The sequence below is a fragment of the Paraburkholderia sp. BR10936 genome, from assembly GCF_040965735.1.
GTDB classification, from domain to species: Bacteria; Pseudomonadota; Gammaproteobacteria; order Burkholderiales; family Burkholderiaceae; genus Paraburkholderia; species Paraburkholderia nodosa_A.
In genome coordinates this window covers 208,567-232,564 of the sequence record NZ_JBFRCM010000015.1, presented here as the reverse complement: position 1 = coordinate 232,564, position 23,998 = coordinate 208,567, and the positions used below count along the sequence as shown (strand labels likewise).

The following is a 23,998-nucleotide window of genomic DNA, read 5'->3' as shown; positions in this document are numbered from 1 at the left end:
CGTTCAGCCTCCCGCGGCGAGCGAGAACGTGACGTCCACGCGGCGGGATTTGTCGGGCGGATCGTTGGCGACGATCCGCGCCGGTTTGCGCATCTCGATGCGCTCGGTTTTCACGCCGGCCACGACCAACGCGGCCCGCACCGTCCCTGCGCGGGCGGCCGCGAGACGCTCATTCGCGGCTTGCGAGCCGCTCGAATCGGTGTAGCCGGAAATCACCACGCGCATGCCCGGCTCCGCGACGAGACGGCGCGCCACGGCTGCGAGCTCGTCGGCGGACTGGGCGTCGAGGCTCGAACTGCCCGACGCGAAGTAAAGCGCGGTGTGTTCGCCCAGCACGTCGGCAGCGCCGGATGCGGCGGCCGGTTGAGCGGCGCTCGTGCCAGCGTTGGCTTGAGCGTTGGTATTCGCGTTCGCAGCCGCCGGGCCCGAAGCTCCGGCCGCGCCCGCCTGCGCCCCGCCGCCTGCACCGGCGTCGGGCCCGCCAATATTGACGGTTGCGGGCGGCGTCGCCACGAGGTTCGACTTGACCGGCGCACCGGGCATGAGCCGCAGCGTATTGTCGATGACGACATGATCGCCCGGATGCAAACCCGACTTGATCACCCAGTCGTTGCCGTTCCACTCACCCGTTTCGACCACGCGCTGCTGCGCCTTGCCGTCCTTGTCGACGGTCCACACATACGCGCCGCGCGGCCCCTGCTGCACCGCCGCCTGCGGCACCGCCACCGCGGAAGTCCGCAGCGCGCCCAGCAGCTTGATACGCACGAACTGACCGGGCCGCAGCGACCCCGTGGGGTTTGGCATGGCGGCGCGAATCAGGTAGGTGCCGGTTTCCGAGCTGAGCGAGGCATCGGTAAACGCGATGTGGCCGCGTTCGGGATAGATGCTGCCGTCGGCGAGCACGATTACCGCTTCGAGCTTGCCGACGGGCGGCAGCTTGAGCGTGCCGTTCTGCGTTTGCGTGCGCAGATCGAGCATCTCGTTCTCGGAGAGCGAGAAGTTGATCCACATGGGATCGAGCTTCGCCACATAGGTGAGCAGGCTGTTGCTCGCATCGATATACGAACCGTCCTGCTTCTTTGCAAAGCTCGAAAGACCGGTGACTGGCGCAACGATCTTCGTATAGCCGAGATTGAGCGTCGCGCTGATGACATTCGCCCGCGCGCCTTCGACCGCGGCGGCGGCCGCCTGCTCCTGGCCGACCGAGTCGTCGAGATCCTTCTGGCTCAACGCATTCTTCGCGGCGAGCGGACGCACGCGATTGAGGTTGGCCTGCGCGGTGACGAGCCGCGCCTTCTGCTGCGCAAGCTCGGCCTGCGCGGCATCGAGCGCGGCCTCGAAGGGTTTGCGGTCCATGACGAACATCACGTCGCCCGCGTGGACCAGCGAGCCTTCCGTATACACGCGCTTTTCGAGGAAGCCGTTCACTCGCGCGCGAATTTCGACCTGTTGCGAGCTTTCTGTCTGCCCTACGTATTCGAAGACCACCGGCACGTCGCGCAGCGCAACATTGATCACGTCGACGTTTGCGGCAGATCGTGTTTCAGCAGCAGGTTTATTGTCATGACATGCAACGACGCTTACCAGCAATCCCAGCGACAGGCACAAGCTGGCTACCCGAAATCCGTGAGTCATGCTGTTCTCCGTTGTTATCGACGATCTGCGCTGGACCGACGAACCCCAAATCAGGCGCGCGCGGGCGATCGAATCGAACCAAATCGCCAAACTGACTTTGGTGCTCGAGCGAATACTACTGTTTTTCGGGAGAGCGCAGGATCAGGACGGCCAAAAAGTCGCACTCGATGAAAAGACCGGCACTCGCGGAGCAATAGTGTCCGGATTCATTTCGAAATCCGAAATGACGGAATCGTTCGCTAACGTTCGCGTGAAAATGCGCAACGCTTGCGTAGGAACAAAGTGAGAGCGCGGAAAGCGGAGATTGCGGACGCACGGAACGTGCGTCGCGTGGAGGGCGGGCGGGAGAACATCAAGGCATGTCGCAGCCGTCGCAGCAGCGGTTGCGACACGCGCTGCGAATCAGGCGGCGCGATCGAGCCGGCGCACCGAGCCGAACTCCGCACACGAAAGCGTGCGCATCAACAGCGCCATGGCCTCGGCGACACGGCGGCGATCGAGTTCGACGTGCAGACAAGCGAGATCGCTGCGGCGATCGATATCGATTGTATGCACGCCGAGCGCGCTGCCAACCAGACCATGCAGCGTGCAACGAGCGAGTTGCGCTTCGCGCGTGGGCACGCGCACGACCAGTTGCACTGTCGTGCGATGGGTTGCCGGGTGAAGGGGCTTGCCCGGATTGTGCAGCGAGAGAACGGGCCGCGGCGCGGCGGCGGAGCGGGAACCGCGGGAATTCGGGCCCTGCGAGACGATAGACGGCATACGTGTTGTGCGCACGCCGTCGTTCGGGGCGGCGCGCTCGAGTTGAACACGAACCGATTCTAGGCAGCGCCGCGTAAAAGTCGGGTAAACAAACACTGCGCGGCCGCTAAAAGTGCGTAGCGGCAGAAGAGAGAAGCGTTAATCGAGCGGACGACCCGCCGGCTCGCGAATGAGCGGCAGCGCGAGCAGCGAGACCGCGCCGCAGCCGATCAGATACCAGGCGGGCGCGAGCGGATTGTCGAGCAGCTTGATGAGCCAGGTCGCGAAGAACTGCGCGAAGCCGCCGAAGATCGAAACGCCCACGCAATACACCACCGACATGCCCGTCACGCGAATCGACTGAGGAAAGAGTTCGGGCAGCATCACGATATTGGGGACCGCCGTGAACGCGACGATCGCGCCCAGCACGGCCACGACCGCGAGCACGGTTGGGATGGTCGGCATGGCGTGAATGACCATGAAAGCCGGATAGATCACCGCGATCAGCAGCACGCGCGAAACACCCATCACCCACTTGCGGCCCAGGCGGTCGGAGAGCGAGCCGGCGAACGGCGAGCAGACTGCCGTGACCAGCGCCGCGACGAGGGCCGCGCTCATGCCGACCGACATCGGCAGGCCGAGAATCTTGATCGCATAGGTCGACATGTAAAACAGCACGATGTAGTTCGCCGCCGTGCCGCCGATGGTCGTGACGACACCCGCCACGAGCGCCGTGCGATGACGCCCGAAAATCTCGCGCAGCGGCCGCGCCACGTCGGCCACGGGTTCGGCGTCTTCGACTTCGACGGGGTTCGCGAGCGTTTCGTCGAGATGACGGCGGATATATACGCCCACCGGCACGACGAGCATGCCGATCACGAACGGCACGCGCCAGCCCCAGCTTTCGAGCGCGGCCTGCGAGAGCATGGTGGACAGCGCCACGCCGATGAGCGCGCCGCACACCGTGTTCAGGCCCTGGCTCACGAATTGCCAGCTGCCGTAAAAACCGCGCGAACGGTCGTCGGCGTATTCGAGCAGGAGCGATGTCGAGGCGCCCACTTCGCCGCCCACCGCGAAGCCTTGCACGAGACGCGCGAGCAGGATCAGTGCGGGCGCCGCGAGCCCGATCTGCGCATAAGTGGGCGCGAACGCGATGAGCGCCGAGCCGAGCGCCATGAGCCAGAGCGTGAGCGTCATGGCGGCCTTGCGGCCGACGCGGTCCGCAAACGCACCGATCACGATGCCGCCGATCGGACGCACGACGAAACCCACGCCAAAGCTGCCCACGGCGAGCATCAACTGGTTCAGCGAGCCGTGCACCGGGAAGTACAGCGAGCCGATGATCGACGCAAAGAAGCTGTAGACCGTGAAGTCGAAGAACTCGAGCCCGTTGCCGAGCGTGATCGCGAAGATGGCCTTCGCGCGCGAGCGGCGCGTGGAAGCCGGGGCGGCAGCGGCCGGCGCCTGAATCGACGTGGCGTTCATCGGGTGTCTCCTCGTGTGTCTCGTGTCTCGTATCGTGGTGCGTTTACCCGCCGGCTTCGAGCTTCAGTCGCGCAGGAAGCGTTCGGCGAGCTGCACCCAGTATGCCGCGCCGGTGGCGAGGCAATCGTCGTTGAAGTCGTAGCCGGGGTTGTGCACCATGCAGCCGCCCTCCCCGTCGCCGTTGCCGATGATGAGATAGCTGCCCGCGCAGCGCTCGAGCAGGAACGAGAAGTCCTCGCTGCCGGTGAGCGGCGCCATGTCGTGGATGAGGCCGTCTTCGCCGAGCCAGCCGCGCGCCACATCCTGCGCGAACGCCGTCATCGCCGCGTCGTTCACGAGCACCGGGTAGCGGCGCTGATAGTCGATGCGCGCCGTCGCGCCGTAGGCGCTTGCCTGCGCATGCACGAGCGACGTGACGCGCTCCTGCAGCAAGTCACGCACTTCGGGGCGCAGCGCGCGCACCGAGAGGCGCATCTGCGCGGTTTGCGGAATCACGTTGGGCGCGTCGCCCGAATGGATCGCGCCCACGGTGACGATCGCCATGTCGAGCGGCGGCACGTTGCGCGACACGATGGTCTGCAGCGCGAGCACGACGTTGGCGCACACCACCACCGGGTCGATCGCCTTATGCGGCACCGCGCCATGACCGCCACGCCCGTCGATGTCGATGATGACCGTGTCCGATGAAGCCATGAACGGCCCCGCGCGAAAGCCGAGCTTGCCCGTGGGAAAGCCCGGCATGTTGTGCATGGCGAACACGGCGTCGCAGGGAAAGCGCTCGAAAAGGCCTTCGTCGAGCATACGCTTCGCGCCGCCCAGGCCTTCTTCGGCGGGCTGGAAAATGAGGTGCAGCGTGCCACTGAAGTTGCGCGACTGCGCGAGATGTTTCGCCGCTGCGAGCAGCATGGCCGTGTGACCGTCGTGGCCGCACGCGTGCATTTTGCCGGGAATGCGGCTCGCGTAATCGAGGCCGGTGTTTTCGTGGATGGGGAGCGCGTCCATGTCGGCGCGCAGACCGAGGCGCTGAGCGCCTTCGCCCACCTTGAGCGTGCCCACGACACCGGTGCCGCCCAGCCCGCGGTGCACCTCGTAGCCCCACTCGGTGAGGCGCTGCGCGACGAGGTCGCTCGTGACGAATTCTTCGAAGCCCAGTTCGGGATGCGCGTGGATCTCGTGGCGCAGCGCGATCATCTCCTCTTCGATCGCGGCGATTGCGGCCGGGATAGCCATCGTGTTCATACGAATTCCCTCCAGGGCGAGCGTGAGTGTGAATTCGCTTGAGAATAATGACGTCTCCTTTTGGCCGACAGCCCTAAAATAGTTGGCCCGCCAACCAGAAGTGCGCACTCGGGTTATCCCTATGAAGTTTCATCAGTTCCGCGCGCTCGTCGCCATGGCCGATACCGGCAGCATTCGTGCGGCCGCGCGTGCGCTTGGCATCTCGCCGGCGGCGGCAACGAAAGCGGTACGCGAGCTCGAAGCCGAGCAGCAAATCGCGCTCGTCACGCGCAATGCGAACGGCATCGCCTTCACGGAGGCGGGACAGGCGCTGCTCGTTCATGCGCGGCTGGTCGTGCACCAGATGTCGCGCGCCCAGGACGAACTCGATGCGCGGCGCGGGCGCGGCGGCGGCAAGCTCGCGATTGGGGTGACGCCGTGGCTCGCCCTGTCCTTTTTGCCCGACGCCGTCACGCTGTTTCGCGAGCGCATGCCCGGCATGCAGCTTGAGTTCTACGAGGGCCTGCTCAATATCGTGATGCCGCGGCTGCGCGACGGGTCGCTCGACTTTTCGCTAGGCAAGCCCGGGCCCGCTTCGCTGCATGCGGAATTCACGCAGACGCCGATCTTCGCCACGGAGTCGGCCGTGGTGGTACGCAAGGACCATCCGCTCTCGCATGCGCAATCGCTGAAAGAACTTCAGGATTGCGAATGGTTGCTCAACTGGGACCCGGCCAGCAAGGAGATGATCGCCGACGATGTTTTCCTGCGTCACGGTCTGCCGATGCCGAACAACGTGCATTTGGCGCACTCGTTCGTGGTGGCGATGGGGCTTATCATGAACACGGATATGGTGAGTATTTTTCCGTGGCCGTTGGTGGAAACGCGGTTTGCGCGCGACAATTTGCGTGCGCTCGCGCTTCAGGAGGAAGTGGATCGCACGGTGGTGAGCGTGGTTGCCCGGCGTGGTGTGCCGCTTTCTGCTGCGGCTGAGTGCTTTCTGGAGTGCCTCAAGGAGGCGATTCATGCTGGTGAGGCTTCTGCTAATCCTGAGCGTAGGCGGCTTTATCACTCGCTTGAGTTGCTGATTTGATTGGCCGCTTTTTTTGTCTTTGTTCTGGGTTCTTTGGCCTTTCCTTGTTTTCGCGTCGGTATGCAGGCGTTGCCCCTGTGCGGGGCGGCACCTACTTTCTTTGCGGCGGCAAAGAAAGTAGGCAAAGAAAGCCGCTCAAACCGCCTGCGCCTGCCACGGTTCACATCTCGACGTACACGGTGAATGGCTCCGGAGCGTCCGCCATCTCGCACCTTCAAAGTTAGTGACAAGGCGCTCTTCCTTCCGGCGGCGCTACGCGCGCCGAAGGGCATAACCTAAAACCATTGGTGCGCGTGCATTCTCGCGAATGCTCACGCGTGCCATCTGGTTTCCCATGCAGCCCCGACCGCAGCGCGCGTAGCGAGCAGCGGGATGAATGACTGCCTTGTCACTAAGTTGGGTGGTGCGAGGTGACAGACGCTCCGGAGCCATTCACCATGTACGTCGAGATGTGAACCGTGGCAGGCGCTAGCGGTTTGAGCGGCTTTCTTTGCCTACTTTCTTTGCCGCCGCAAAGAAAGTAGGTGCCGCCCCGCACAGGGGCAACGCCTGCATACCGCCACGAAAACAAGGAAAGGCCAAAGCCGCAAAAAAAACTCAGAACGAAGTCCCAATCTGAAACTGAAACTTCTGATACTGATCACCGGCGTGCCTGACGATCGGGAACCCCAGATCAAGCTTGAGCGGCCCGATCGGCGAGATCCATTCAAGCCCCGCGCCATAGCTGTAACGCAAGCCGTTCGCCCCGGTGCTGCTGCCTTCGGTACCCCACACATTACCGCCATCCACGAAAGTGAATACACGCAGCGTGCGGTCATACCCCGTGCCCGGCAGCGGAAACGTCAACTCGATATTCCCCACCACCATCTTCGAGCCGCCAATCGGATCGTTCGTCGTAGTGTCGCGCGGCCCGAGCGAACCCGACTCATAGCCGCGCACCGAACCGATACCGCCCGCGTAGTAGTTCTTGAAGATCGGATACGGCTTGCCACCCAAACCATTGCCGTAGCCACCCTGGAAGTTCAACCCCAGCACGAAGCCGCGCGCAAATGAGTAGTAATACTGCATTTGCGCATCGCCCTTGTAGTACTGCGTGCCCGCCGGCGTGCCGTATTCGGCATTGGCCTGCGCGTAGTAGCCGCGGCTCGGCACCAGCGCGCTGTCGCGGTTGTCGCGCGACCAGCCCACGGTAAGCGGCACCGTGTTCGAGACGCGGCCAAAATCGTTCACGTAGTCCTTATAGGTCTGCGGCGTGTTGGCATCGACATCGAGGCGGTCCTGCTCGACGCCGAGGCCGAAATACACCATGTCGGTCTCGGAGAACGGAATGCCGAACTTCATGTCCGCTCCATAGGAAATGATGCGAAAGCTCGTGTCGTTCGTGCTCGAGTAGTAAAGCGGCTCGGTCGTGCGGTAGTAGACGTCAGTAATGCGTTTGATGCCGTCCACCGTGAAATACGGATCGACCTGCGTGACCGAGAGCGTACGGTATGTCGTGGCCGTATTCACGTTTAGCGAGAGGCTGTTGCCCGAGCCGAACACATTGTCCTGCGAAATGCCCGCCGAGATGATCGGCCCTTCGCCCGAACCATAGCCGAGGCCCAGCGAAAGCGTGCCGGTGGGCTTCTCGGTCACTTTCACGTTCACGTCCACCTCGTCCGGCGTGCCTTCCACCGGCACCGTGGTCACGTCCACGTCGGTGAAGTAGCCAAGGCGGTTGACGCGGTCCTTCGAGAGCGCGAGACGGTTCGAATCGAACCACGAGCTTTCGAGCTGGCGCATTTCGCGGCGCACGACTTCGTCGCGCGTGCGTGTGTTGCCGGTGACGTTCACGCGCCGCACGTACACGCGTCGGCTCGGATCGACCTGCAGCGTGAGCGCAACCGTGTGGTCCTTCTGGTCGATTTCCGGCAGCGCGTTCACGGTCGCGAACGCGTAGCCGTATTCGCCGAGCTTGTCGACGATCGCCTTGGTCGTGTCCTTGAGCTTTTGCGCCGAAAAGCGCTGCCCCGGCTTGACGCCCACGAGCTTCTTCAACTCGGCCTCGCGGTCGAGCAGATTGCCGGCCATCTTGACGCTCGAGATCGTATAGGGCTCACCCTCGTGAATCCCGATCGTCAGGTACATGTCCTTCCTGTCGGGTGACAGCGAAACCTGCGTCGAATCGATATTGAACTCCAGATAGCCACGATCGAGATAGTACGAGCGCACGTTGTCGAGGTCACCCGTGAGCTTTTCCTTCGAGTACAGGTCGTTCTTCGTGTACCACGAGAACCAGTTCGGCGTGGAAAGCTGCATTTCATCGAGCAGCGTGCCGCCGCTGAACGTGTTGTTGCCGATGAAATTGATCTGGCGAATCTTCGCGCTCGGCCCTTCGACCACGGAGAACAGCAGCCCGACGCGATTGCGGTCGATCGGCGTGACCGTGGTCGTGACTTCGGCCGCATAGTAGCCGCGCGTGAGGTACTGGCGCTTGAGCTCCTGCTCCGCCTTGTCGACGAGCGCCTTGTCGTAGCTCTGGCCCGGCGCGAGCCCGACCGACTTGAGCGCCTTAGTCAAGTTATCCTTATCGAATTCCTTGATCCCCGCGAAATCGATCGTGCCGATGGCGGCCCGCTCCTGCACCTGCACGATCACGGTGCCGCCCTGCGTGGAAATGCGCACGTCGCTGAAGAGGCTCGTCGCGTAGAGCGCGCGAATGGCGTCGGAGGCCTTGTCGTCGGTGAAGGGCTCGCCCTGCTTGATCGGCAGATAGGCGAACACGGTGCCCGGCTCGATGCGCGTCAGCCCGTCGATGCGGATGTCCTGGACCACGAAGGGCTCGGTGGCGTGCGCCGCAGCGGTCACGCCGATGCCGAAGCCGGCGAGAGTCAGTGCGCGTGCATAGCGCGCCGTGGTAGTTGATGCCGTCATGCGGGAGGTCGAATGTGAAGCCAACGAAGGAGCCGTGAGAGTGCCGAATGCGCCATGACCGGCGCGAGACGCGCGCGGCCGGCATCCACGGATGCGGGGTGTACAACGAGTGCGCCAGGCGAGGCCGGCGCGCCACGCCTATTGCATGCTCGCGCGGCCAGGCAGGCGCATCTTCGCGAGCCCTGTTGCGAGCGAGAGCACCTCGGTCATGTGCACGGCCTGCGCAGGCTGCAGACGGAACGACAGTTCGGCGCCGCCAGGCAGACGAAAACTCACAACGAGATGCTGCACGTCGCCCGACTCGCGGCCGATCTCCCACGCCTCGCAAGGCATGGTGAATTTCACGCTCGCGGTCTTGTGGCGGATGCGCTCGGAGCGGCCAATCGCGTTGGAAAGCGCGGCGAGCAGTTCATGCATCACCGAGCAATGCAGCGCGACGCTATCCGGCTGATTGCCGTTCACCATCAGGTACTGGCCGTCCGCAGTCAGCTCGAAATCGCGCAGGGAATGAATGGCAAGAGCCGGGGACGAGGACATGTGCGGCGCTCCGTTACAAAAGCATCGGCGGAGTCTAGTGCGCTGGGCGCGGTGTTCGCGTTACCCCTGCATTACAGGGATTACTTTCATCAATATTGCGCTGCGGCCCTGTACGGTCGTTTCGCACGCATCCATTTCCGCGCTACGCCAATACCCTGCGTACATGCAGCGGCTTTCGATCTCCTCTCTCTCGCACACTGTCACGGTCACCTTGAAGAATTTTTGGTAACCGTACCGGTTACGTTCGCTTTCTATCGGCAAACACCTCGACGCTCGCCTGTACCGCGAGTGCCTGTAAGGGAAAGCAAGACAAGAGATCGGCGAAGGCACCTGCGCGTTCGATACGCGCGAGCAGCATCGTGGCTGCGCCGTTGCGCACGCAGCCGTTACGGTCGAGAAATTGGCCCCAAAGCGAAAGCGCACGCAGGCGGGCGACGGGCTGCGCGCTTGCGATATAGGCCGCGGGAAAGATCCGCCGGTAAGCGGGCACGTTGTACAGCCAGGAAGTGCCGTGGACGAGCACGTCGCTCGACCCGCGACCGCTTTCGCGCAGTTGCCCGCACAACTGGTCGATCAAGGTCCGCAACTCGCCTTGCCGCTCGGCAAGTTGCCGGGAATCGAGCGGCGACATGCCGTTGTCGGTTCGAGTATTGAAATGCAGGCGCACCCCGCCATGCGGTTCCTGCGCGTAAGAGAAACAGCCAGCCGTCTGGTCGACCGCAGGCGCCGCCTGATGCGTTGGGCAGCGCTGCAGGTAACGCCACGTCCACTCGCACTGCTCAGCAACGCTTGCGTGCTCATCGAGACCATCGAGATAGCCGGCCCACAGCGGGTGCGTGCGATCGAAGGTGCGTCCCGCGCCGAAGCGCACATAGAGATTCGTGCAGTCGAGCAACGCCGCCGCGAGCGGGATGTCCGCGAGGCGCGCCGCCGTGCGCGCGAAACGCACCTGGAGGTCGTAAAACGCGCGTTCGGGTCTCAACGGGCCTAGTCTCCTTCGTCCACGATACAATGCGGCTGCGTTCGATCCGTCCCCCGCTGCCCCTATCCGACATGCAGAATACTACCCGGGCCTTCCTGTTGGGCCCGTTGCTCAAAGGCGTTTCCCGTTCGTTCTACCTCACGATGCGCGTGCTGCCCGCCGGCATGCGCGACCCCGTGGGCGAAGCCTATCTGCTCGCGCGCGCCGCCGACACCATTGCCGACACCGCGCTGATCCCGCCCGAGCGGCGGCTCGCCCTGCTGCTCGCGCTGCGCGAGCGCGTGAACGGCGCGACGAACCATGACACCCTGCTCGCCGATCTCGCGGGAGAGGTCGCGGGCCAGCAAACGCAATCGGACGAGAAGCTGCTGCTCGAATCGCTGGGCAGCGCGCTCGACGTGCTCGCGCAACTCGACCCAGCCGACCGCCAGGCCGTGCGCGCGATCGTCACGACGCTCACCGAAGGCATGGAATTCGATCTACGCACGTTCCCCGACGAGCGCTCGGGCCAGGTGGCCGCGCTCAACACGTGGGACGAACTCGACCGCTACACCTATCTCGTGGCGGGCTGCGTAGGCGAGTTCTGGACGAAGATGACCTACATGCACTTGCCCGGCACGCTCGCGCCCTCGCTGGAACAAACCATGTACACGCGCGGCATCCGCTTCGGCAAGGCGTTGCAGATGGTGAACGTGCTGCGGGACTGCGGCAAGGATCTGCGCATTGGCCGCTGCTATCTGCCCGCTTCGATGCTGGCCCAGGCGGGGCTCACCGCGCAGGACCTGATGCAGCCCGGCGCCTCGGCGCGCGCACGGCCGATCATGCTCGAACTCGTGCGTATCTCGCTCGATCATTTCCGCGCGGCCATCGACTATACGTTCGCGCTGCCGCGCTTTTCGGTGCGTCTGCGGCTCGCCTGCCTGTGGCCCATTCTCATCGGCCTCGAAACGCTCGAACGCCTCGTCGACAACGACGACTGGCTCGATCCCGCGAAGACCTCGAAGGTCACGCGCAACGATGTCTATCGCATTCTTGCCTGCTCCACCGCGCTCGCGCCTTCGAACGCGCTGCTCCGTGTCTGGTTCAAGCGGCTCTTCGCGCGTGTCGAGGCGCGCATCAAGGCCTGAAAAGTACGGTCAAAAAAAAGCGCGCTTCGCAGCGCGCCTTTCGCGACTCGAAACAACGCGCCTCAACTTTTCTCCGCGCGATACAGCTTGATGATCGCCGAGAAGTCGAGCTTGCCGTCGCCGTGGCTGCTCATCGCCTGATACAGTTGCTGCGCAAGCGCCCCCATGTACGCGGGCTGATGCACACCTTTGGCAGCGTCGGTGGCGAGACCCAGGTCCTTGAGCATGAGGTCCGTGCCGAAACCGCCTGTGTAGCCGCGCGAAGAAGGCGCCGTCTCGATCACGCCCGGATACGGGTTGTACGTATCCGAACTCCAGCAGCGGCCTGTGGACGTGTTCATGATGCCGCCCAGCACTTTCGGATCGATGCCGAGCGCCTCGCCTAGCGCCATCGCTTCGGCCACCCCGGCCATCGTGACGCCCAGCACGAGGTTGTTGCAGATCTTCGCCACCTGCCCCGTGCCCGTCTCGCCGCAATGGACGATGTTCTTGCCCATGCCCAGGAGCACCGGCTTCACGCTCTCGTAGTGCGCGGCGCTGCCGCCCACCATGAAGGTGAGCGTGCCCGCCGCCGCGCCGCCCGTGCCGCCCGACACCGGCGCATCGACGAACGCGTTCCCCTGCGCCTGCGCCAGCTTCGCGAACTCCTTGACGCTCGCGGGATCGATCGTGCTCGAATCGATGATCGTCACGCCCTTCCCAACGCCCGCCAGCACGCCGTCTTCCGCAGTGAGCACGCTTCGCACGTGCGCCGCAGCGGGCAGCATCGTGATGACCCACTCCGCGCCGCTTGCCGCCGCCTTCGCCGATGCGGCCTTCTGCGCACCGGCCTCGGCGAGCGTTTGCATCGCGCTCGCGCTCAAGTCGAACACCGTCACCGTATGTCCCGCCTTGAGCAGGTTGAGCGCCATCGGCGCGCCCATGTGGCCCAGCCCGACAAATCCGATTTTCATGAGCCTTTCTCCCTTATTGTTCAGTACTCCATGTTTATCGCGGGCAGCGCTTCAGCGCAGGCTGATCGTCGTGTTCACGCCGTCGCTCACGGTCGCGTCGTCGAACCAGCGCGCGGTGACCGTCTTGGTCTGCGTGTAGAACTGCACGACCTGCTTGCCGTACGGGCCCAGGTCGCCGAGCTTCGAGCCGCGCGAACCCGTGAAGCTGAAATACGGCACCGGCACCGGAATCGGAATGTTGATGCCGACCTGGCCAATGTCGATCTCGCTCTGGAATTTGCGCGCCGCCGCGCCGCTCTGCGTGAAGAGGCCCACGCCGTTGCCGAACGGATTCGCATTGACGATGGCGATCGCTTCATCGAGCGTCTTCGCCGTGAGCACCACGAGCACCGGCCCGAAGATCTCGTTCGTGTAGATGTCCATGTCGGTCTTCACGTTCGTGAACACCGTGGGGCCGACGAAGTTGCCGTTCTCGTAGCCGGGCACCTTCACGTCGCGGCCATCCAGTGCGAGCGTTGCGCCTTGTTTCACGCCCGAGTCGATCAGGCCGAGAATGCGCGTTTTTGCGGTGCGCGAAACGACCGGTCCGACGTCGGTCTTCGCCTCATGGCCCGCATTGACCTTGAGGGTCTTCGCCTTTTCCACCAGCTCGTCCACCCATTGCTGCGCGGCGCCCACGAACACGGCCACCGAAGTCGCCATGCAGCGCTGACCGGCCGCGCCGAACGCCGCGCCGACCAGCGCATTGAGCGCCTGCTCGCGATTCGCATCGGGCAGCACGACAGCGTGATTCTTCGCGCCCATCATCGACTGCACGCGCTTGCCGTGCTCGCTGCCCAGACGATAAACGTGCGTACCCACGGCCGTCGAGCCGACGAACGAAATCGCCTTCACGAGTTCGTGCGTGCAGATCGCATCGACGACTTCCTTGCCGCCGTGCACGACGTTGAGCACGCCCTTCGGAATGCCCGCTTCGATGGCGAGTTCGACGAGCTGCATGGTCGAGAGCGGGTCCTGCTCCGAAGGCTTGAGCACGAACGTATTGCCGCAAACGATCGCCATCGGGAACATCCACAGCGGAATCATCGCAGGGAAGTTGAACGGCGTGATGCCGGCACACACGCCTAGCGGCTGCTGCAGCGTATAGGTGTCCACGCCGCCCGCGACGTTCTCTGCGAAGCCGCCTTGCTGCAGCGTGCCGATCGAGCAGGCGTGCTCGACCACTTCGAGGCCGCGGAAAATGTCGCCCTCGGCGTCGGGCAGCGTCTTGCCCTGCTCGGCGGTGAGCGTCTGCGCGATGCGCGGCATATGCTCGCGAATCAAGGCCTGCAGTTTGAGCATGATGCGCAGGCGCGCGCCGAGCGGCGTGTTCTTCCACGTGGCGAACGCGGCGTGCGCGGCCTTCACGGCCCGATCCACTTCCTCGACGGTCGCGAACGGCACGCGCGCGAGCACTTCCTGCGTGGCCGGATTGACGATGTCGCGCCATTCCTTCGTTTTCGATTCGACGAACTCGCCGTCGATGAGCAGCTTGACGGTGGAAACTTGCGCGTTGGATGCCTGGGTCACTGCGTTCATCTTGAACTCTCCCTGATGGATTCGAACGGGCCGGCCGTGGCCGGATATAGCGAAATATGCGGAGTCGGCGAAATCTTCAATCGCAGCACGCACGCAAGCACGCTGTGCAAATGCATGCGGACATATCGAGCGTGCCGGGAATGGAGCCGGGCGAGGTAAAGGAGAGTCCTGCTGAGCACGGACGCGCCTGTGTGCATGCCTGCGGCGCCCGCGCGGGGAACGACTGCATTTGCATCGTCTGTCTCCATCCTTGTTGTCGTGCGACCGCGTCTGTTTCAGTCGCCTTGTCCAACGAGTATAGTTATTCGAATATCCACGGCATATAGATGAAAAAGCCCATCCGATATGCAAAAAAACACAACGAGCAGCATGGAGACACTGAACTGGGACGATCTGCGCTACTTCCTGGAAGTCGCTCGCACGCAGCGTGCGAGCGGCGCCGCGAAGCGCCTGGGCGTCGACCACACCACCGTTGCACGCCGGGTGCGCGAGCTGGAGGCAGCGCTAGGCACTGTCCTGTTCGACAAATCGCGTTCGGGCGGCTTCGTGCTGACGGCCGAAGGCCAGCGGCTGCTGGCCTACGCGGATGCGGTGGAAACCACGGTGCAATCGGCCAGCGAGCAGTTCGCGATCGGCGCGCAATCGCTCTCTGGCCATGTGCGCGTGGGTTCGACGGAGGGTTTCGGCTGCTTCTTTCTTGCCCCGCAGTTGGCGCGCTTCACGGGCCAGCATCCCGACATGTCGATCGACCTCTTGCCGGTGCCGCACTTCGTGAGCCTTTCGAAGCGCGAGGCCGACCTCGCGATCATGCTGGAACGCCCCGAGCGCGGACAGTACGTCTACACGAAGCTATGCGACTACCGGTTGCGCCTGTACGGCACGCCGGCCTATCTCGAGCGCCACGCGCGCATACGCACACCCGCCGATCTGCGCAATCACGCCTTCATCAGCTATGTCGCCGATCTGGCGTTCAGCCACGAACTGCTCTATCTCGAACGCACAGCGCCGAACGTGAGCGCAAACCTGTGCAGCACCAGCGTGATCGCGCAATACCATGCTGCGCTGCAGGGCAGCGCGCTCGCCATCCTGCCTTGCTTCATGGCCGAACCGGACCCACGCCTCGTGTCGATCCTGCCCGACGAAGTCGTGGTGACGCGGCGCTTCTGGCTGTGCAGCCGCGAGGACTTGCGCAAGCTGCGGCGCATCACGTCGCTCTGGGACTATCTGCGCGCAGCCGCCGACGCCAATCGCCCGCTGCTGATGGGCGAATCGCCGGAAATGCATTACGTCGAGCCGTGAGCGCAAAGCGCTTTCCAGTGTCGATAAGCAATTAAAAAAGCCGCACATGCAGTCCACGAACGGGACTGCATGTGCGGCCTTCAGGAAGGAAGACACCCGCTCCGGCGTCGCCGCCCGCACCTCGAAGGGCGATGGGCGCGCGCCGGCTAGCCAATGCTCAGGTCCCAACCGGGCGGATGGTCAGCGCGTTGCGCACCGACGTCACGCCTTCGACGCCCTTGGCGACATCGCCAGCGCGCTGGATCTGCGACGCATCGGGCACGGTGCCTTGCAGCGTGACGGCGCCGTCTTTCGCACGCACGGTGATGTTGGAGACGCTCACGTTCTTTTCACGCGCCAGCGCCGCACGGACCTTGCGGCCGAGCGCGCGGTTCGCTGCACGTGCCTGACGCAATGCTGCCTTCGATTGATTGACGTTGTGCTGGGCTGCGGCCGTCGGACCGCTGGCAGGGGTTTCTGCGGCCGCCGGGGCCGAAGCGTCCTGCGCGTAGACCTGGAACGAGGCCGCCACGAGTGCCGTGGCTGCGGCAAGCTTGAACATCTGAATAGCCTTCATGCAGTTTCTCCTGTTGTCAGTCTTATTGCAGGCCCAGGAATGGGCCGTTAACTACACCATTGACTACAAAACATTCACGCGCCAAACGGCGATGGGGAGTAACAATACCGCAACTATTTCATTCTTGACACGAAGCGTGCCCAATCTGTGATTCCACGCCACACTTCCTGGCGCTTTCCGCAGACGAATACAGTTGATAGTCCAAATAGTGAAGCCATTGCGCAAGACGGCAATTGAATCGCTTCAAAGCCCGCTTTACGGTCCATTCACCGGCGTTTCATTGCCGTTTTTAAACGTCCGGCGCAATGCTTTCAGCCATGATCCGCTTTGGTGCATGCGATATGAATACAATGACTAATCGCGTAATCCAGAGCGGGATTGAGCCGCTTTATTCAAACAGCAACGCGCATCACTCAAGTAGCGTTGACAATACGATCAGCGGTTAACCCGAATACCCATTGCGCAATACGAGAGGCCGGTATCAATTGGCCAATTGCGCCTTTATCCATCGATAGAACTGCTGGATCGCCGCTTCGCGCGGATGCCCTTCTCGCCACGTGAAGTAATAGTCGAGCGAGGCCGGAATGCGGACCTGCCCCAACTGCACCAGCTCACCGCGCTCGATGAAACCGCGTGCGAGCTGCAGGCGCGCCGTAGCCACCCCTTGCCCGGCCACCGTTGCCTGCAGCAGCAGGCCCGCGTCGTCGAACACCGGTCCGCGCTCTGGTTCGTCGCCGGCCACGCCCGCGGCTTCGAAGAAGTCGCGCCACGAGCGGCGCGAAAAACGCAGGAGCGGCATGCTCGCGAGACCTTCCATGCGAAAGTCGGGATGACGTGCGAGCAAGGCCGGACTGCATACCGCAACGACCTGGTCGTCCAGCAGCTTGCGGATCTGGAAGCCGGGCTCGTCGACCCGCCGATGCCAGATGCCGATGTCGAAAGGATAGGGGTCGGGCGGCGTCACGTCGGCGTGCATGCGCAGCGAGAGGTCGACCATGGGGTGGCGATCGTAGAAGTCGCCCAGGCGCGGAATCAGCCAGACAGATGCGAAATCGGACATTACGCTCAGTTCCAGCCGCGTGACGCCGCTCACGCCGGGGCGCGTGGCGTCGAGCGCATCGCGCAGGTCGTCCAGACTGCGGCGCACGCGCTCGGCCAGCTGCGCGCCCGCCGCCGTGGGGATCATGCGGCTGCCCGCGCGGCGGAACAGCTCGACGCCCAGTTCCGTTTCGAGCGCGCGCAGGTGATGGCTCACGGCGCTGTGCGTCAAATGTAATTCTTCCGCGGCACGGCTGAAACTGCGGCGCCGCGCAGCGGCTTCAAGGGCGCGCAGCGCCTGCAAAGGAGGGAGAGGTCGGGCCATGACGTCAAATTCTACTCACAATGCCGTCTGAAATCTCTCGCTGGCCTCCCAAACGGCAATCGCCAATAATCGACAGCCAGGCATTCAATCCGCTTTCGCCCCCAACATGACCTCACTCAGACTGCGCGTATTCGCCGTATTCGCGCTCGGCTACTTCATTTCGTATCTGTTTCGCGGCGTCAATCTCGGCTTCGCGCCGTTTCTCTCGCGTGAAATGGGCTTCACGGCGACCGATCTCGGCACGCTCACGAGCCTTTATTTCCTCGGCTTCGCGGGCGCGCAAATTCCGGGCGGCGTGCTGCTCGACCATTACGGCCCGCGCCGCGTCACCGCGTGCGTCATGCTCGTGGCGGCGGCGGGTGCGTTGATCTTCGGCGTCTCGCACAACATGGCCGCAATGATGGTGGGCCGGCTGCTGATCGGCGTGGGCGTGTCGGTGTGCCTCGGCGGCGCGTTCAAAGCCACCGCGCAGCACTTTCCCGTGGCGCAGCTCACGCTCGTGAACGGCCTCGTGATGGCCGTGGGCGGCCTGGGCGGCGTGGCCGTGGGCGCCCCGCTCTCGTGGCTGCTCTCGATCGCGCCCTGGCGCGCGGTGAGCATCGGGCTCGCGGTGCTGACGGTGCTCGTGGCCGCCATCATCTGGATTGGCGGGCCGCGTACGCGCGACACCCACCACCAGGCGAGCGTGCTCGAGCAGTTCAAGGGCACCGCGCATATCCTGTGCAGCCATGCATTCTGGAAGACCGCAACGTTCTCGGGCCTCACCCAGGCCGTGTTTTACGCCATGCAGTCGTTGTGGGTCGGCGCGTTTCTGCGCGACGTCGTGCCGGCCGGCACCGCCGATGTCGGCGCGCGCGCGGCCTCGCTCGTTTCCGTGCTGGGCGGCGCTTTCATTGTCGGCAACATCGGCTTTGGCGCGCTCGCGCGCAGCTTCGAGCGGCGCGGCGTGAGCGTCCAGCTCTTTTCCGGCGTCACGATGCTTGTGTTCGTGCTCGTGCAAGCCTTGCTCGCGGCGCGCGTGCCGCTTCCCGCGTCGCTGCTTTGGGCGGCTTACGGCGCGTTCGGGGGCACCGGCATCCTCACGTATGCCGTGCTCGCCGAATATTTCCCGCCGCGTCTGATCGGCCGCGTGAACACCACGTTCACGCTCGTCATCTTCATCGGCATCTTCCTGCTGCAGATCGCGATCGGCGCCGCGCTCGCACACTGGCCCGCACTCGACGGCCACTACCCCGCGGTCGCGCATCAGACCGTGTGGGCCGTACTCGTCGGTCTGCAAGTGCTCTGCGCCGTGTGGTACTTCATGCCGTCGCGGCGTGCCGCTGCACCGCGCCACGCGGTCGAAACACCTTAAGGCGCGGTTTCACACACCGCACCGCGCCCCGACGCGCGGTGCGGCTTTGCGCTTCTGCTCACATCGATAGCACGATTTCTTCCTACTGCACGGGCCACGTTCCACTACCATGAATGCGCCCTGCCGTTCACCTTCCCCGAAAAGCGCAGCGCCTTTGTCGAGAAATGCAAATCTCGAATCATTGGTTGTCCTCATCGGCAAACCCGGAAAAGAATGACCCAACGGCAACGACAGCGAAGCAAGCTCGCCAGTCCGCGCACCCCGTTTCGTCACCCAGATCCGACCTGCCCATGCGTTCACATCGCGTACTGCAGTACCTGCCGCAGTTTCTGATTTTTGCTGCGCTTTCGTTCGTCTCCCTGCATGCTGCGGCCGAGAAGCCCGCCGTGATCCGCATCGGCGTCGCGCAGCAAGGCGCGGGCGACCCGCCCACTTTCGGCGGTTCGACCGCTGCCACAGTGCGCGGCCAGCAGTTGCTCGAAAAGGAATTCGCCGCCGACGGCATCAAGGTCGAGTGGCTCTTCTTCAAAGGCGCGGGTCCGGCAGTGAACGAGGCCATTGCCAACAATGCACTCGACTTCGCGTATCAAGGCGACCTGCCCTCGGTGCTCGCGCGCGCCAACGGCCTCAAGACCCGCATCCTGCTGGAGTCGGGCGTGCGCTCCGGCGTGAAAGTGGGTGTGCCCGCCGATTCCGACATCAAATCGATCAAGGACCTCAAGGACCGGCGCGTCGCCATTTTTCGCGGCACGAATCTGCAACTCGTGGCCGACAACGCGCTCGCGGAGAACCAGCTCGACGAGCGCGCGCTACGGGTGATCAACCTCGACAACGCAAGTTCGCTCGCGGCGCTCGCATCGAAAGGCATCGACGCCTCGGCGAACGACTATCACCTTTACCGGCTGCGCGATCAGGGGCTCGTCCGCATCGTCTACGAATCGCAGCATGACGGCCCGCAATTGACGCGCCAGGCGCATCTGCTCGTGCTCGACGGCTTCGAGAAGGCACACCCCGACATCGTGCAACGCGTGGTCAATGTCTTCGTGCAGGCGGCGCAATGGTCGTCCGATGAAGCAAACCGCGACGCGCTCTTCAAGCTCTGGGCGAAGAGCGGCGTGAGCTATTCGTCCTGGCAAGCCGAATTCGGCGACCAGCCGCTGAAGTACCGCAATTCGCCGCTGATCGATCCGTTCATCGTGGCGCGCTACAAAGCCGTTGCGCAGGACGCGTTGCGCCTGAAGCTGATCCGCCAGCCCGTGGACGTCGATTCGTGGTTCGAGCCGCGCTATCTCGACAACGCGCTGCGTGCGCAAAAGCTCGAACACTACTGGACCCGCTACGACGCCGCCGGCAAGCCGCTGGGCTGAGCACGCGAGAGGAGCCGCATCATGACGGAAACCGCGATCACGATTGCTTCGGACGCGCCGCGTGCAGCAACACCACGTTTCGACACGACGAGCGCGCACGTGCGCTGGCGCAGCGTACTGCGCGCATGCACCTGGCATCTCGCGCCCTGGCTGCTGCCTGCGATGCTGTATCTGCTGTGGAGCGTCGGCTGCGCGCGTGGCTGGATCGCGCCGCAAATCCTGCCTGCGCCGCAGCGCGTTTATGAAACCTTCGTCGACCTCGCCCAGAGTGGCGAGCTTGCGCGCAATACGCTGATCAGCCTGCAACGCGTGCTGCTGGGCTTCGCCGGCGGCACTGCGCTCGGCTTCCTGATCGGTGGTGCGCTCGGGCTCTCCCGCACACTCGAAGCGTGGGTGCTGCCCAGCTTCAACGCGATCGTGCAGATTCCCGTGCTCGGCTGGCTGCCGTTTCTGCTGTTGCTCGTCGGCGTGGGCGAGCCGCTCAAGTATTTGCTCATCGCTCACGCGGCGCTCGTGCCCGTCACGCTCAGCACCATGCAGGGCTTTCGGCAAACACCCGCTGCACTCGATGAAGTCGCGCGCGTGTTCGCCTACACCCGCTGGCAACGCATCGTGAGGCTCGTGCTGCCCGCGGCGATTCCGACGCTCGCCACCGGCGTGCGCCTGGCCTTCACGAAGGCGTGGCTCGCGCTCGTCGTCGTCGAACTCGTGGCGTCCTCGGAAGGCCTCGGCTACCTGATCGTGTATGGCCGCCAGCTCTTTCAGCTCGATCTCGTGATGGCGTCAGTGGTCGTGGTGGGCGCGGTCGGCCTCGTCATCAATCGTCTGCTCGATGTGCTCGAGCGACGTTTGCGGCGCGGCACGCCTTCGGCGTTTCGCGGCTGACGCTGACGATGCCTGGTTACCGCCATTGAGGACAAGGGAGAATTCGCCATGAAGATATCGCTTGCACGAGCATCCGCGCGTCCCGATTGCGCCTGTGACGCGGCCACCGAAGCGAGGCCGCGCCGCAATGTCGATTTGCGTGGCGCCGCCCTGCCCCTCGCCGCCATCGCGCTGTGGTGGGCCTTGAGCGCCTCGCATCTCGTGAAAAGCGGCCTGCTCGTGAGTCCCGGCGATGTGATTCGCACCGCTTATGAACAAATCGAAAGCGGTGCATTGTTCCGCGCGCTTTCGGCGTCGCTTGCCCGCGAAGCCTGCGGCTTTGCCATCGGCGCGACCGCGGGGTTCCTGCTGGGCGGCGCGCTGGGTCTTTCGCGCATCGCCGCACGCGTCGTGGGGCCGAGCTTCGACACCTTCAAGCAGATCTCGCTGTTCGCATGGATTCCGCTCATTTCCGTATGGTTCGGGCTCGGCGACGCCGCCAAGGTGGTCTTCCTTTCGCTCGCGGCGCTGCTCCCGGTTGCCGCCCATACGTGTGACGGCATTCACGCCGTGCCACGCAAATACGTCGAACTCGCGCGGGCGTTGCGCTATTCGCGCCTGCAGCTTGTCCGCTACGTGCTGTTGCCCGCCGCGCTGCCCTCTATTTTTACGGGCCTTTATCTCGCGCTCATCTATTCGTGGCTCGCCACGCTCGGCGCGGAGTATCTGCTCGTGGCGGGCAGCGGCATCGGCAATCTTCTGATCGACGGCAGCGAGCAGTTCCGCATGGACCTCGTGCTGTGCGGCATCGTCGTCGTCGGCGCGATCGGCTGGGCGCTCAATGCGCTCGCTCGGCGCGTGGAGCGAACGGTGCTGGCGCGGCTGCACATCACCGCCCAATGATCCGGACTACCAATCAACAGAAACTGGAGAAAAGCCGATGAGCGCCACTGAACCCGCCGGACTCGACATTCTGCATGTGAGCAAGCGCTACGGCACGGGCGAGTCCACGCTCGTCGTGCTCGACGACGTGACGCTGCATGTGCGCCCCGGCGAATTCGTGAGCGTGCTCGGCGCGAGCGGATGCGGAAAATCCACGCTGCTGCGCCTGATCGCCGGCCTCGACGCGGGCTATAGCGGCGCCATCATGATGCGCGGCGAACGTGTTGGCGACACCTCGCTCGAGCGCGGCATCGTGTTCCAGGATCATCGTCTGTTTCCCTGGCTCACGGCAGAACAGAACATCCTGGCGGCACTGCGCAACGCCCCGCTGTCGGCACGCGAAAAACACGACGCGGTGGCCGAGCACATCGCACTCGTGGGCCTCACGGGCTTCGAGCGGGCGTATCCGCATCAGCTCTCGGGCGGCATGGCGCAGCGCGTGGCGATCGCGCGCGGCCTCGTCAATCGCCCGCGCGTGCTGCTGCTCGACGAACCCTTCGGCGCACTCGACGCCCTCACGCGCAGCCGTCTGCAAAACGAACTGCTGCGTATCTGGGAACGCGAACGCATCACGATGATCCTCGTCACGCACGATGTCGACGAGGCGATCTACCTGGGCGAGCGCGTCGTGACGATGGCGCCGCGCCCCGGCCGCATTCGTCGCATCGTCGACGTGGCATTGCCGCGCCCGCGCGATCGCGCGGATCCGCGCTTCGTGCGGCTGCGCGACGAGATTCTCTCCGACTTCTCGGACGCCACGACACCGCCCGGCGGCACGCTGTTGCCCGACACCCCTGGCCAATCTTCAGGTCAGTGGCGCATGGCGTGGTGAGCGCGCCGACCGACTGGTCGGTCGCGGCTCCTCCTTCCTCATGATCCCGACATCGCCGGCGACACCGCGGGTGTGCCAATTGCGCCCGGCGTGAGAAAATCTCCTTTCGAACGGAAACGCACGACGCGTCAGCGCCTTCGCAGCAGCACGCTTTCGGGTAACTAGCCGTCTTTTCTGCCGGTTTATCGGCATATCCCGCGGGTTCGACGATTGAGTACCGGGGAAACGGCTGTCCGGGGCAACGTGACGCGAAGTTTTCCGATCCGCAAGGGGTCGGCTCAGCGTAAACTCCCGCTGTTGCCATTCGATAGTGTCGATTCATGATAAAGAGAGAAACATCCATGCCAGACAACACCCACTCGCACGACGGTCACTCCGATTCGTGCGGCTGCGACCTGTTACACCTGCTCGACGGCGTGGAAGAATTCACTCATCACGTTTTCCCGGGCAACAAGGAGCTGTTCCGCAGCCTCGCCCACAGCCAGGCGCCGCACACGCTCTTCATCACCTGCGCCGACTCGCGCGTTTCGCCGGAAATGATCACGCAGGCCAAGCCCGGTGATCTGTTCGTGTGCCGCAACATCGGCAATATCGTGCCGGCGTACGGCGAAATGCTCGGCGGCGTTTCCGCCGTCGTGGAGTTCGCGGTGCTCGCGCTCAACGTGAAGCAGATCGTGCTGTGCGGCCATACCGATTGCGGCGCGATGAAGGGGCTCGCCTCGGGTGCGGAAGCCACGGCCGACATGCCCACCGTGCACGCGTGGCTGCGCAACGCGGAAGCCGCGCGCAGCGTGGTCAAAACCCGCGGTCTGGACGACGACCAGATCGTTCAGGCGCTCGTGGAAGAAAACGTCCGCCTGCAACTCACGCACCTGCGCACGCACCCCGCCGTGGCGGCGCGCGTGGCCCAGGGCCAGCTCGAACTGCAGGGCTGGGTCTATGACATCGGCCACGGCAAGGTCACTGTGCTGGACGAAGCACACGGCAAGTTCCTGTCGCTCGGCGAAGCGCGTGCGCGCCTGCGCAAGCGCGTCGAGGAATAATGGCCGGGCGCTGATGCGCCCCACGCCTTCACGCTGACTGCCAGGCTCACTTCTGGCCAGCGCCGGGGCGGCGACTCACGCCGCCCCATTCACACCCCCCTTATGCATTCCGCATG

At 64.1% G+C, this 23,998-nt stretch carries 21 protein-coding genes; 10 read left to right on the top strand and 11 right to left on the bottom strand.

The annotated features are described in order from the left end of the window. Positions 1–3: 3 nt before the first annotated feature. The gene (locus tag AB4Y36_RS28490; RefSeq protein WP_368684758.1) at positions 4–1,518 is read right to left on the bottom strand and encodes an efflux RND transporter periplasmic adaptor subunit; all 1,515 of its coding nucleotides are present in this window, start codon (positions 1,516–1,518) and stop codon (positions 4–6) included. 115 nt (positions 1,519–1,633) lie between these two features. Between AB4Y36_RS28490 and AB4Y36_RS28485 the strand changes: the two genes are divergently transcribed. Then, entirely contained in the window at positions 1,634–1,921 is a 288-nt protein-coding gene (locus AB4Y36_RS28485; RefSeq protein ID WP_368618484.1) for a hypothetical protein, read from the top strand. Positions 1,922–2,037: 116 nt separating this feature from the next. Here the strand turns inward: AB4Y36_RS28485 and AB4Y36_RS28480 are convergent, their stop codons facing one another. The 3 genes from AB4Y36_RS28480 to AB4Y36_RS28470 all read right to left on the bottom strand — a co-directional run bounded on the left by AB4Y36_RS28480 (position 2,038) and on the right by AB4Y36_RS28470 (position 5,100). After that, entirely contained in the window at positions 2,038–2,397 is a 360-nt protein-coding gene (locus tag AB4Y36_RS28480) for a hypothetical protein (RefSeq protein WP_368610322.1), read from the bottom strand. A gap of 138 nt (positions 2,398–2,535) precedes the next feature. After that, entirely contained in the window at positions 2,536–3,861 is a 1,326-nt protein-coding gene (locus AB4Y36_RS28475) for an MFS transporter (RefSeq protein ID WP_069269307.1), read from the bottom strand. A gap of 63 nt (positions 3,862–3,924) precedes the next feature. Further along, complete coding sequence (locus AB4Y36_RS28470) at positions 3,925–5,100, bottom strand: M20 aminoacylase family protein (protein WP_368684757.1); 1,176 nt, start codon at positions 5,098–5,100, stop codon at positions 3,925–3,927. Between the two features lie 121 nt (positions 5,101–5,221). Here AB4Y36_RS28470 and AB4Y36_RS28465 point away from each other — a divergent pair, with 121 nt between their 5' ends. Further along, complete coding sequence (locus AB4Y36_RS28465; protein ID WP_028205070.1) at positions 5,222–6,172, top strand: LysR substrate-binding domain-containing protein; 951 nt, start codon at positions 5,222–5,224, stop codon at positions 6,170–6,172. A 597-nt stretch (positions 6,173–6,769) separates the two neighbouring features. On the opposite strand, the gene bamA is transcribed toward AB4Y36_RS28465, so the two are convergent. The 3 genes from bamA to AB4Y36_RS28450 all read right to left on the bottom strand — a co-directional run bounded on the left by bamA (position 6,770) and on the right by AB4Y36_RS28450 (position 10,604). Further along, positions 6,770–9,085: an outer membrane protein assembly factor BamA gene (bamA, locus tag AB4Y36_RS28460; protein ID WP_083245500.1), complete on the bottom strand. Its 2,316-nt coding sequence runs from the start codon at positions 9,083–9,085 to the stop codon at positions 6,770–6,772. Positions 9,086–9,223: 138 nt separating this feature from the next. Beyond that, positions 9,224–9,622 carry a hypothetical protein gene (locus tag AB4Y36_RS28455; RefSeq protein WP_069267477.1) on the bottom strand — a complete coding sequence of 133 codons (399 nt, stop codon included), beginning with the start codon at positions 9,620–9,622 and terminating at the stop codon, positions 9,224–9,226. 238 nt (positions 9,623–9,860) lie between these two features. Then, positions 9,861–10,604 (bottom strand): hypothetical protein, encoded by a 744-nt coding sequence (locus AB4Y36_RS28450; RefSeq protein ID WP_368618481.1) that lies wholly within the window; start codon positions 10,602–10,604, stop codon positions 9,861–9,863. Positions 10,605–10,675: 71 nt separating this feature from the next. Between AB4Y36_RS28450 and AB4Y36_RS28445 the strand changes: the two genes are divergently transcribed. Beyond that, positions 10,676–11,731, top strand: a complete 1,056-nt coding sequence (locus tag AB4Y36_RS28445; protein ID WP_368684756.1) for a phytoene/squalene synthase family protein — start codon at positions 10,676–10,678, stop codon at positions 11,729–11,731. A gap of 62 nt (positions 11,732–11,793) precedes the next feature. Here AB4Y36_RS28445 and mmsB read toward each other — a convergent pair whose 3' ends face one another. Then, positions 11,794–12,684: a 3-hydroxyisobutyrate dehydrogenase gene (gene mmsB / locus AB4Y36_RS28440; protein ID WP_368618479.1), complete on the bottom strand. Its 891-nt coding sequence runs from the start codon at positions 12,682–12,684 to the stop codon at positions 11,794–11,796. A 51-nt stretch (positions 12,685–12,735) separates the two neighbouring features. After that, entirely contained in the window at positions 12,736–14,262 is a 1,527-nt protein-coding gene (locus AB4Y36_RS28435; protein WP_368684755.1) for a CoA-acylating methylmalonate-semialdehyde dehydrogenase, read from the bottom strand. A gap of 345 nt (positions 14,263–14,607) precedes the next feature. On the opposite strand from AB4Y36_RS28435, the gene AB4Y36_RS28430 reads away from it, so the two are divergent. Then, entirely contained in the window at positions 14,608–15,561 is a 954-nt protein-coding gene (locus AB4Y36_RS28430) for a LysR family transcriptional regulator (RefSeq protein WP_069267472.1), read from the top strand. A 157-nt stretch (positions 15,562–15,718) separates the two neighbouring features. On the opposite strand, the gene AB4Y36_RS28425 is transcribed toward AB4Y36_RS28430, so the two are convergent. After that, a complete protein-coding gene (locus AB4Y36_RS28425) occupies positions 15,719–16,117 on the bottom strand; it encodes a BON domain-containing protein (protein ID WP_069267471.1) in 399 nt (132 codons plus the stop codon). Positions 16,118–16,598: 481 nt separating this feature from the next. Continuing rightward, a complete protein-coding gene (locus tag AB4Y36_RS28420; protein ID WP_069267470.1) occupies positions 16,599–17,480 on the bottom strand; it encodes a LysR substrate-binding domain-containing protein in 882 nt (293 codons plus the stop codon). A 106-nt stretch (positions 17,481–17,586) separates the two neighbouring features. On the opposite strand from AB4Y36_RS28420, the gene AB4Y36_RS28415 reads away from it, so the two are divergent. From AB4Y36_RS28415 to AB4Y36_RS28390, 6 genes are all read left to right on the top strand, one after another. Then, positions 17,587–18,834 carry an MFS transporter gene (locus AB4Y36_RS28415; RefSeq protein WP_342946318.1) on the top strand — a complete coding sequence of 416 codons (1,248 nt, stop codon included), beginning with the start codon at positions 17,587–17,589 and terminating at the stop codon, positions 18,832–18,834. 290 nt (positions 18,835–19,124) lie between these two features. Beyond that, positions 19,125–20,201, top strand: a complete 1,077-nt coding sequence (locus AB4Y36_RS28410; RefSeq protein WP_368684754.1) for an ABC transporter substrate-binding protein — start codon at positions 19,125–19,127, stop codon at positions 20,199–20,201. A gap of 21 nt (positions 20,202–20,222) precedes the next feature. Continuing rightward, entirely contained in the window at positions 20,223–21,086 is an 864-nt protein-coding gene (locus AB4Y36_RS28405; RefSeq protein WP_069267467.1) for an ABC transporter permease, read from the top strand. Between the two features lie 48 nt (positions 21,087–21,134). Continuing rightward, on the top strand, positions 21,135–21,968 hold the full coding sequence (locus AB4Y36_RS28400; RefSeq protein WP_368684753.1) for an ABC transporter permease: 834 nt from the start codon (positions 21,135–21,137) through the stop codon (positions 21,966–21,968). A gap of 37 nt (positions 21,969–22,005) precedes the next feature. Continuing rightward, positions 22,006–22,839, top strand: a complete 834-nt coding sequence (locus AB4Y36_RS28395; RefSeq protein ID WP_368684752.1) for an ABC transporter ATP-binding protein — start codon at positions 22,006–22,008, stop codon at positions 22,837–22,839. A gap of 341 nt (positions 22,840–23,180) precedes the next feature. Beyond that, entirely contained in the window at positions 23,181–23,882 is a 702-nt protein-coding gene (locus AB4Y36_RS28390; protein WP_069267464.1) for a carbonic anhydrase, read from the top strand. Positions 23,883–23,998 lie beyond the last annotated feature (116 nt).

Bases quoted from the DNA above. Each gene is read 5' to 3' on its own strand.
- AB4Y36_RS28455 (WP_069267477.1), bottom strand. From the start codon at position 9,622: ATGTCCTCGTCCCCGGCTCTTGCCATTCATTCCCTGCGCGATTTCGAG.
- AB4Y36_RS28425 (WP_069267471.1), bottom strand. From the start codon at position 16,117: ATGAAGGCTATTCAGATGTTCAAGCTTGCCGCAGCCACGGCACTCGTG.
- AB4Y36_RS28435 (WP_368684755.1), bottom strand. From the start codon at position 14,262: ATGAACGCAGTGACCCAGGCATCCAACGCGCAAGTTTCCACCGTCAAG.
- AB4Y36_RS28420 (WP_069267470.1), bottom strand. From the start codon at position 17,480: ATGGCCCGACCTCTCCCTCCTTTGCAGGCGCTGCGCGCCCTTGAAGCC.
- AB4Y36_RS28400 (WP_368684753.1), top strand. From the start codon at position 21,135: ATGAAGATATCGCTTGCACGAGCATCCGCGCGTCCCGATTGCGCCTGT.
- mmsB (WP_368618479.1), bottom strand. From the start codon at position 12,684: ATGAAAATCGGATTTGTCGGGCTGGGCCACATGGGCGCGCCGATGGCG.
- AB4Y36_RS28465 (WP_028205070.1), top strand. From the start codon at position 5,222: ATGAAGTTTCATCAGTTCCGCGCGCTCGTCGCCATGGCCGATACCGGC.
- AB4Y36_RS28405 (WP_069267467.1), top strand. From the start codon at position 20,223: ATGACGGAAACCGCGATCACGATTGCTTCGGACGCGCCGCGTGCAGCA.
- AB4Y36_RS28485 (WP_368618484.1), top strand. From the start codon at position 1,634: ATGCTGTTCTCCGTTGTTATCGACGATCTGCGCTGGACCGACGAACCC.
- AB4Y36_RS28410 (WP_368684754.1), top strand. From the start codon at position 19,125: ATGCGTTCACATCGCGTACTGCAGTACCTGCCGCAGTTTCTGATTTTT.
- AB4Y36_RS28390 (WP_069267464.1), top strand. From the start codon at position 23,181: ATGCCAGACAACACCCACTCGCACGACGGTCACTCCGATTCGTGCGGC.
- AB4Y36_RS28470 (WP_368684757.1), bottom strand. From the start codon at position 5,100: ATGAACACGATGGCTATCCCGGCCGCAATCGCCGCGATCGAAGAGGAG.
- AB4Y36_RS28480 (WP_368610322.1), bottom strand. From the start codon at position 2,397: ATGCCGTCTATCGTCTCGCAGGGCCCGAATTCCCGCGGTTCCCGCTCC.
- bamA (WP_083245500.1), bottom strand. From the start codon at position 9,085: ATGACGGCATCAACTACCACGGCGCGCTATGCACGCGCACTGACTCTC.
- AB4Y36_RS28415 (WP_342946318.1), top strand. From the start codon at position 17,587: ATGACCTCACTCAGACTGCGCGTATTCGCCGTATTCGCGCTCGGCTAC.
- AB4Y36_RS28445 (WP_368684756.1), top strand. From the start codon at position 10,676: ATGCAGAATACTACCCGGGCCTTCCTGTTGGGCCCGTTGCTCAAAGGC.
- AB4Y36_RS28430 (WP_069267472.1), top strand. From the start codon at position 14,608: ATGCAAAAAAACACAACGAGCAGCATGGAGACACTGAACTGGGACGAT.
- AB4Y36_RS28395 (WP_368684752.1), top strand. From the start codon at position 22,006: ATGAGCGCCACTGAACCCGCCGGACTCGACATTCTGCATGTGAGCAAG.
- AB4Y36_RS28475 (WP_069269307.1), bottom strand. From the start codon at position 3,861: ATGAACGCCACGTCGATTCAGGCGCCGGCCGCTGCCGCCCCGGCTTCC.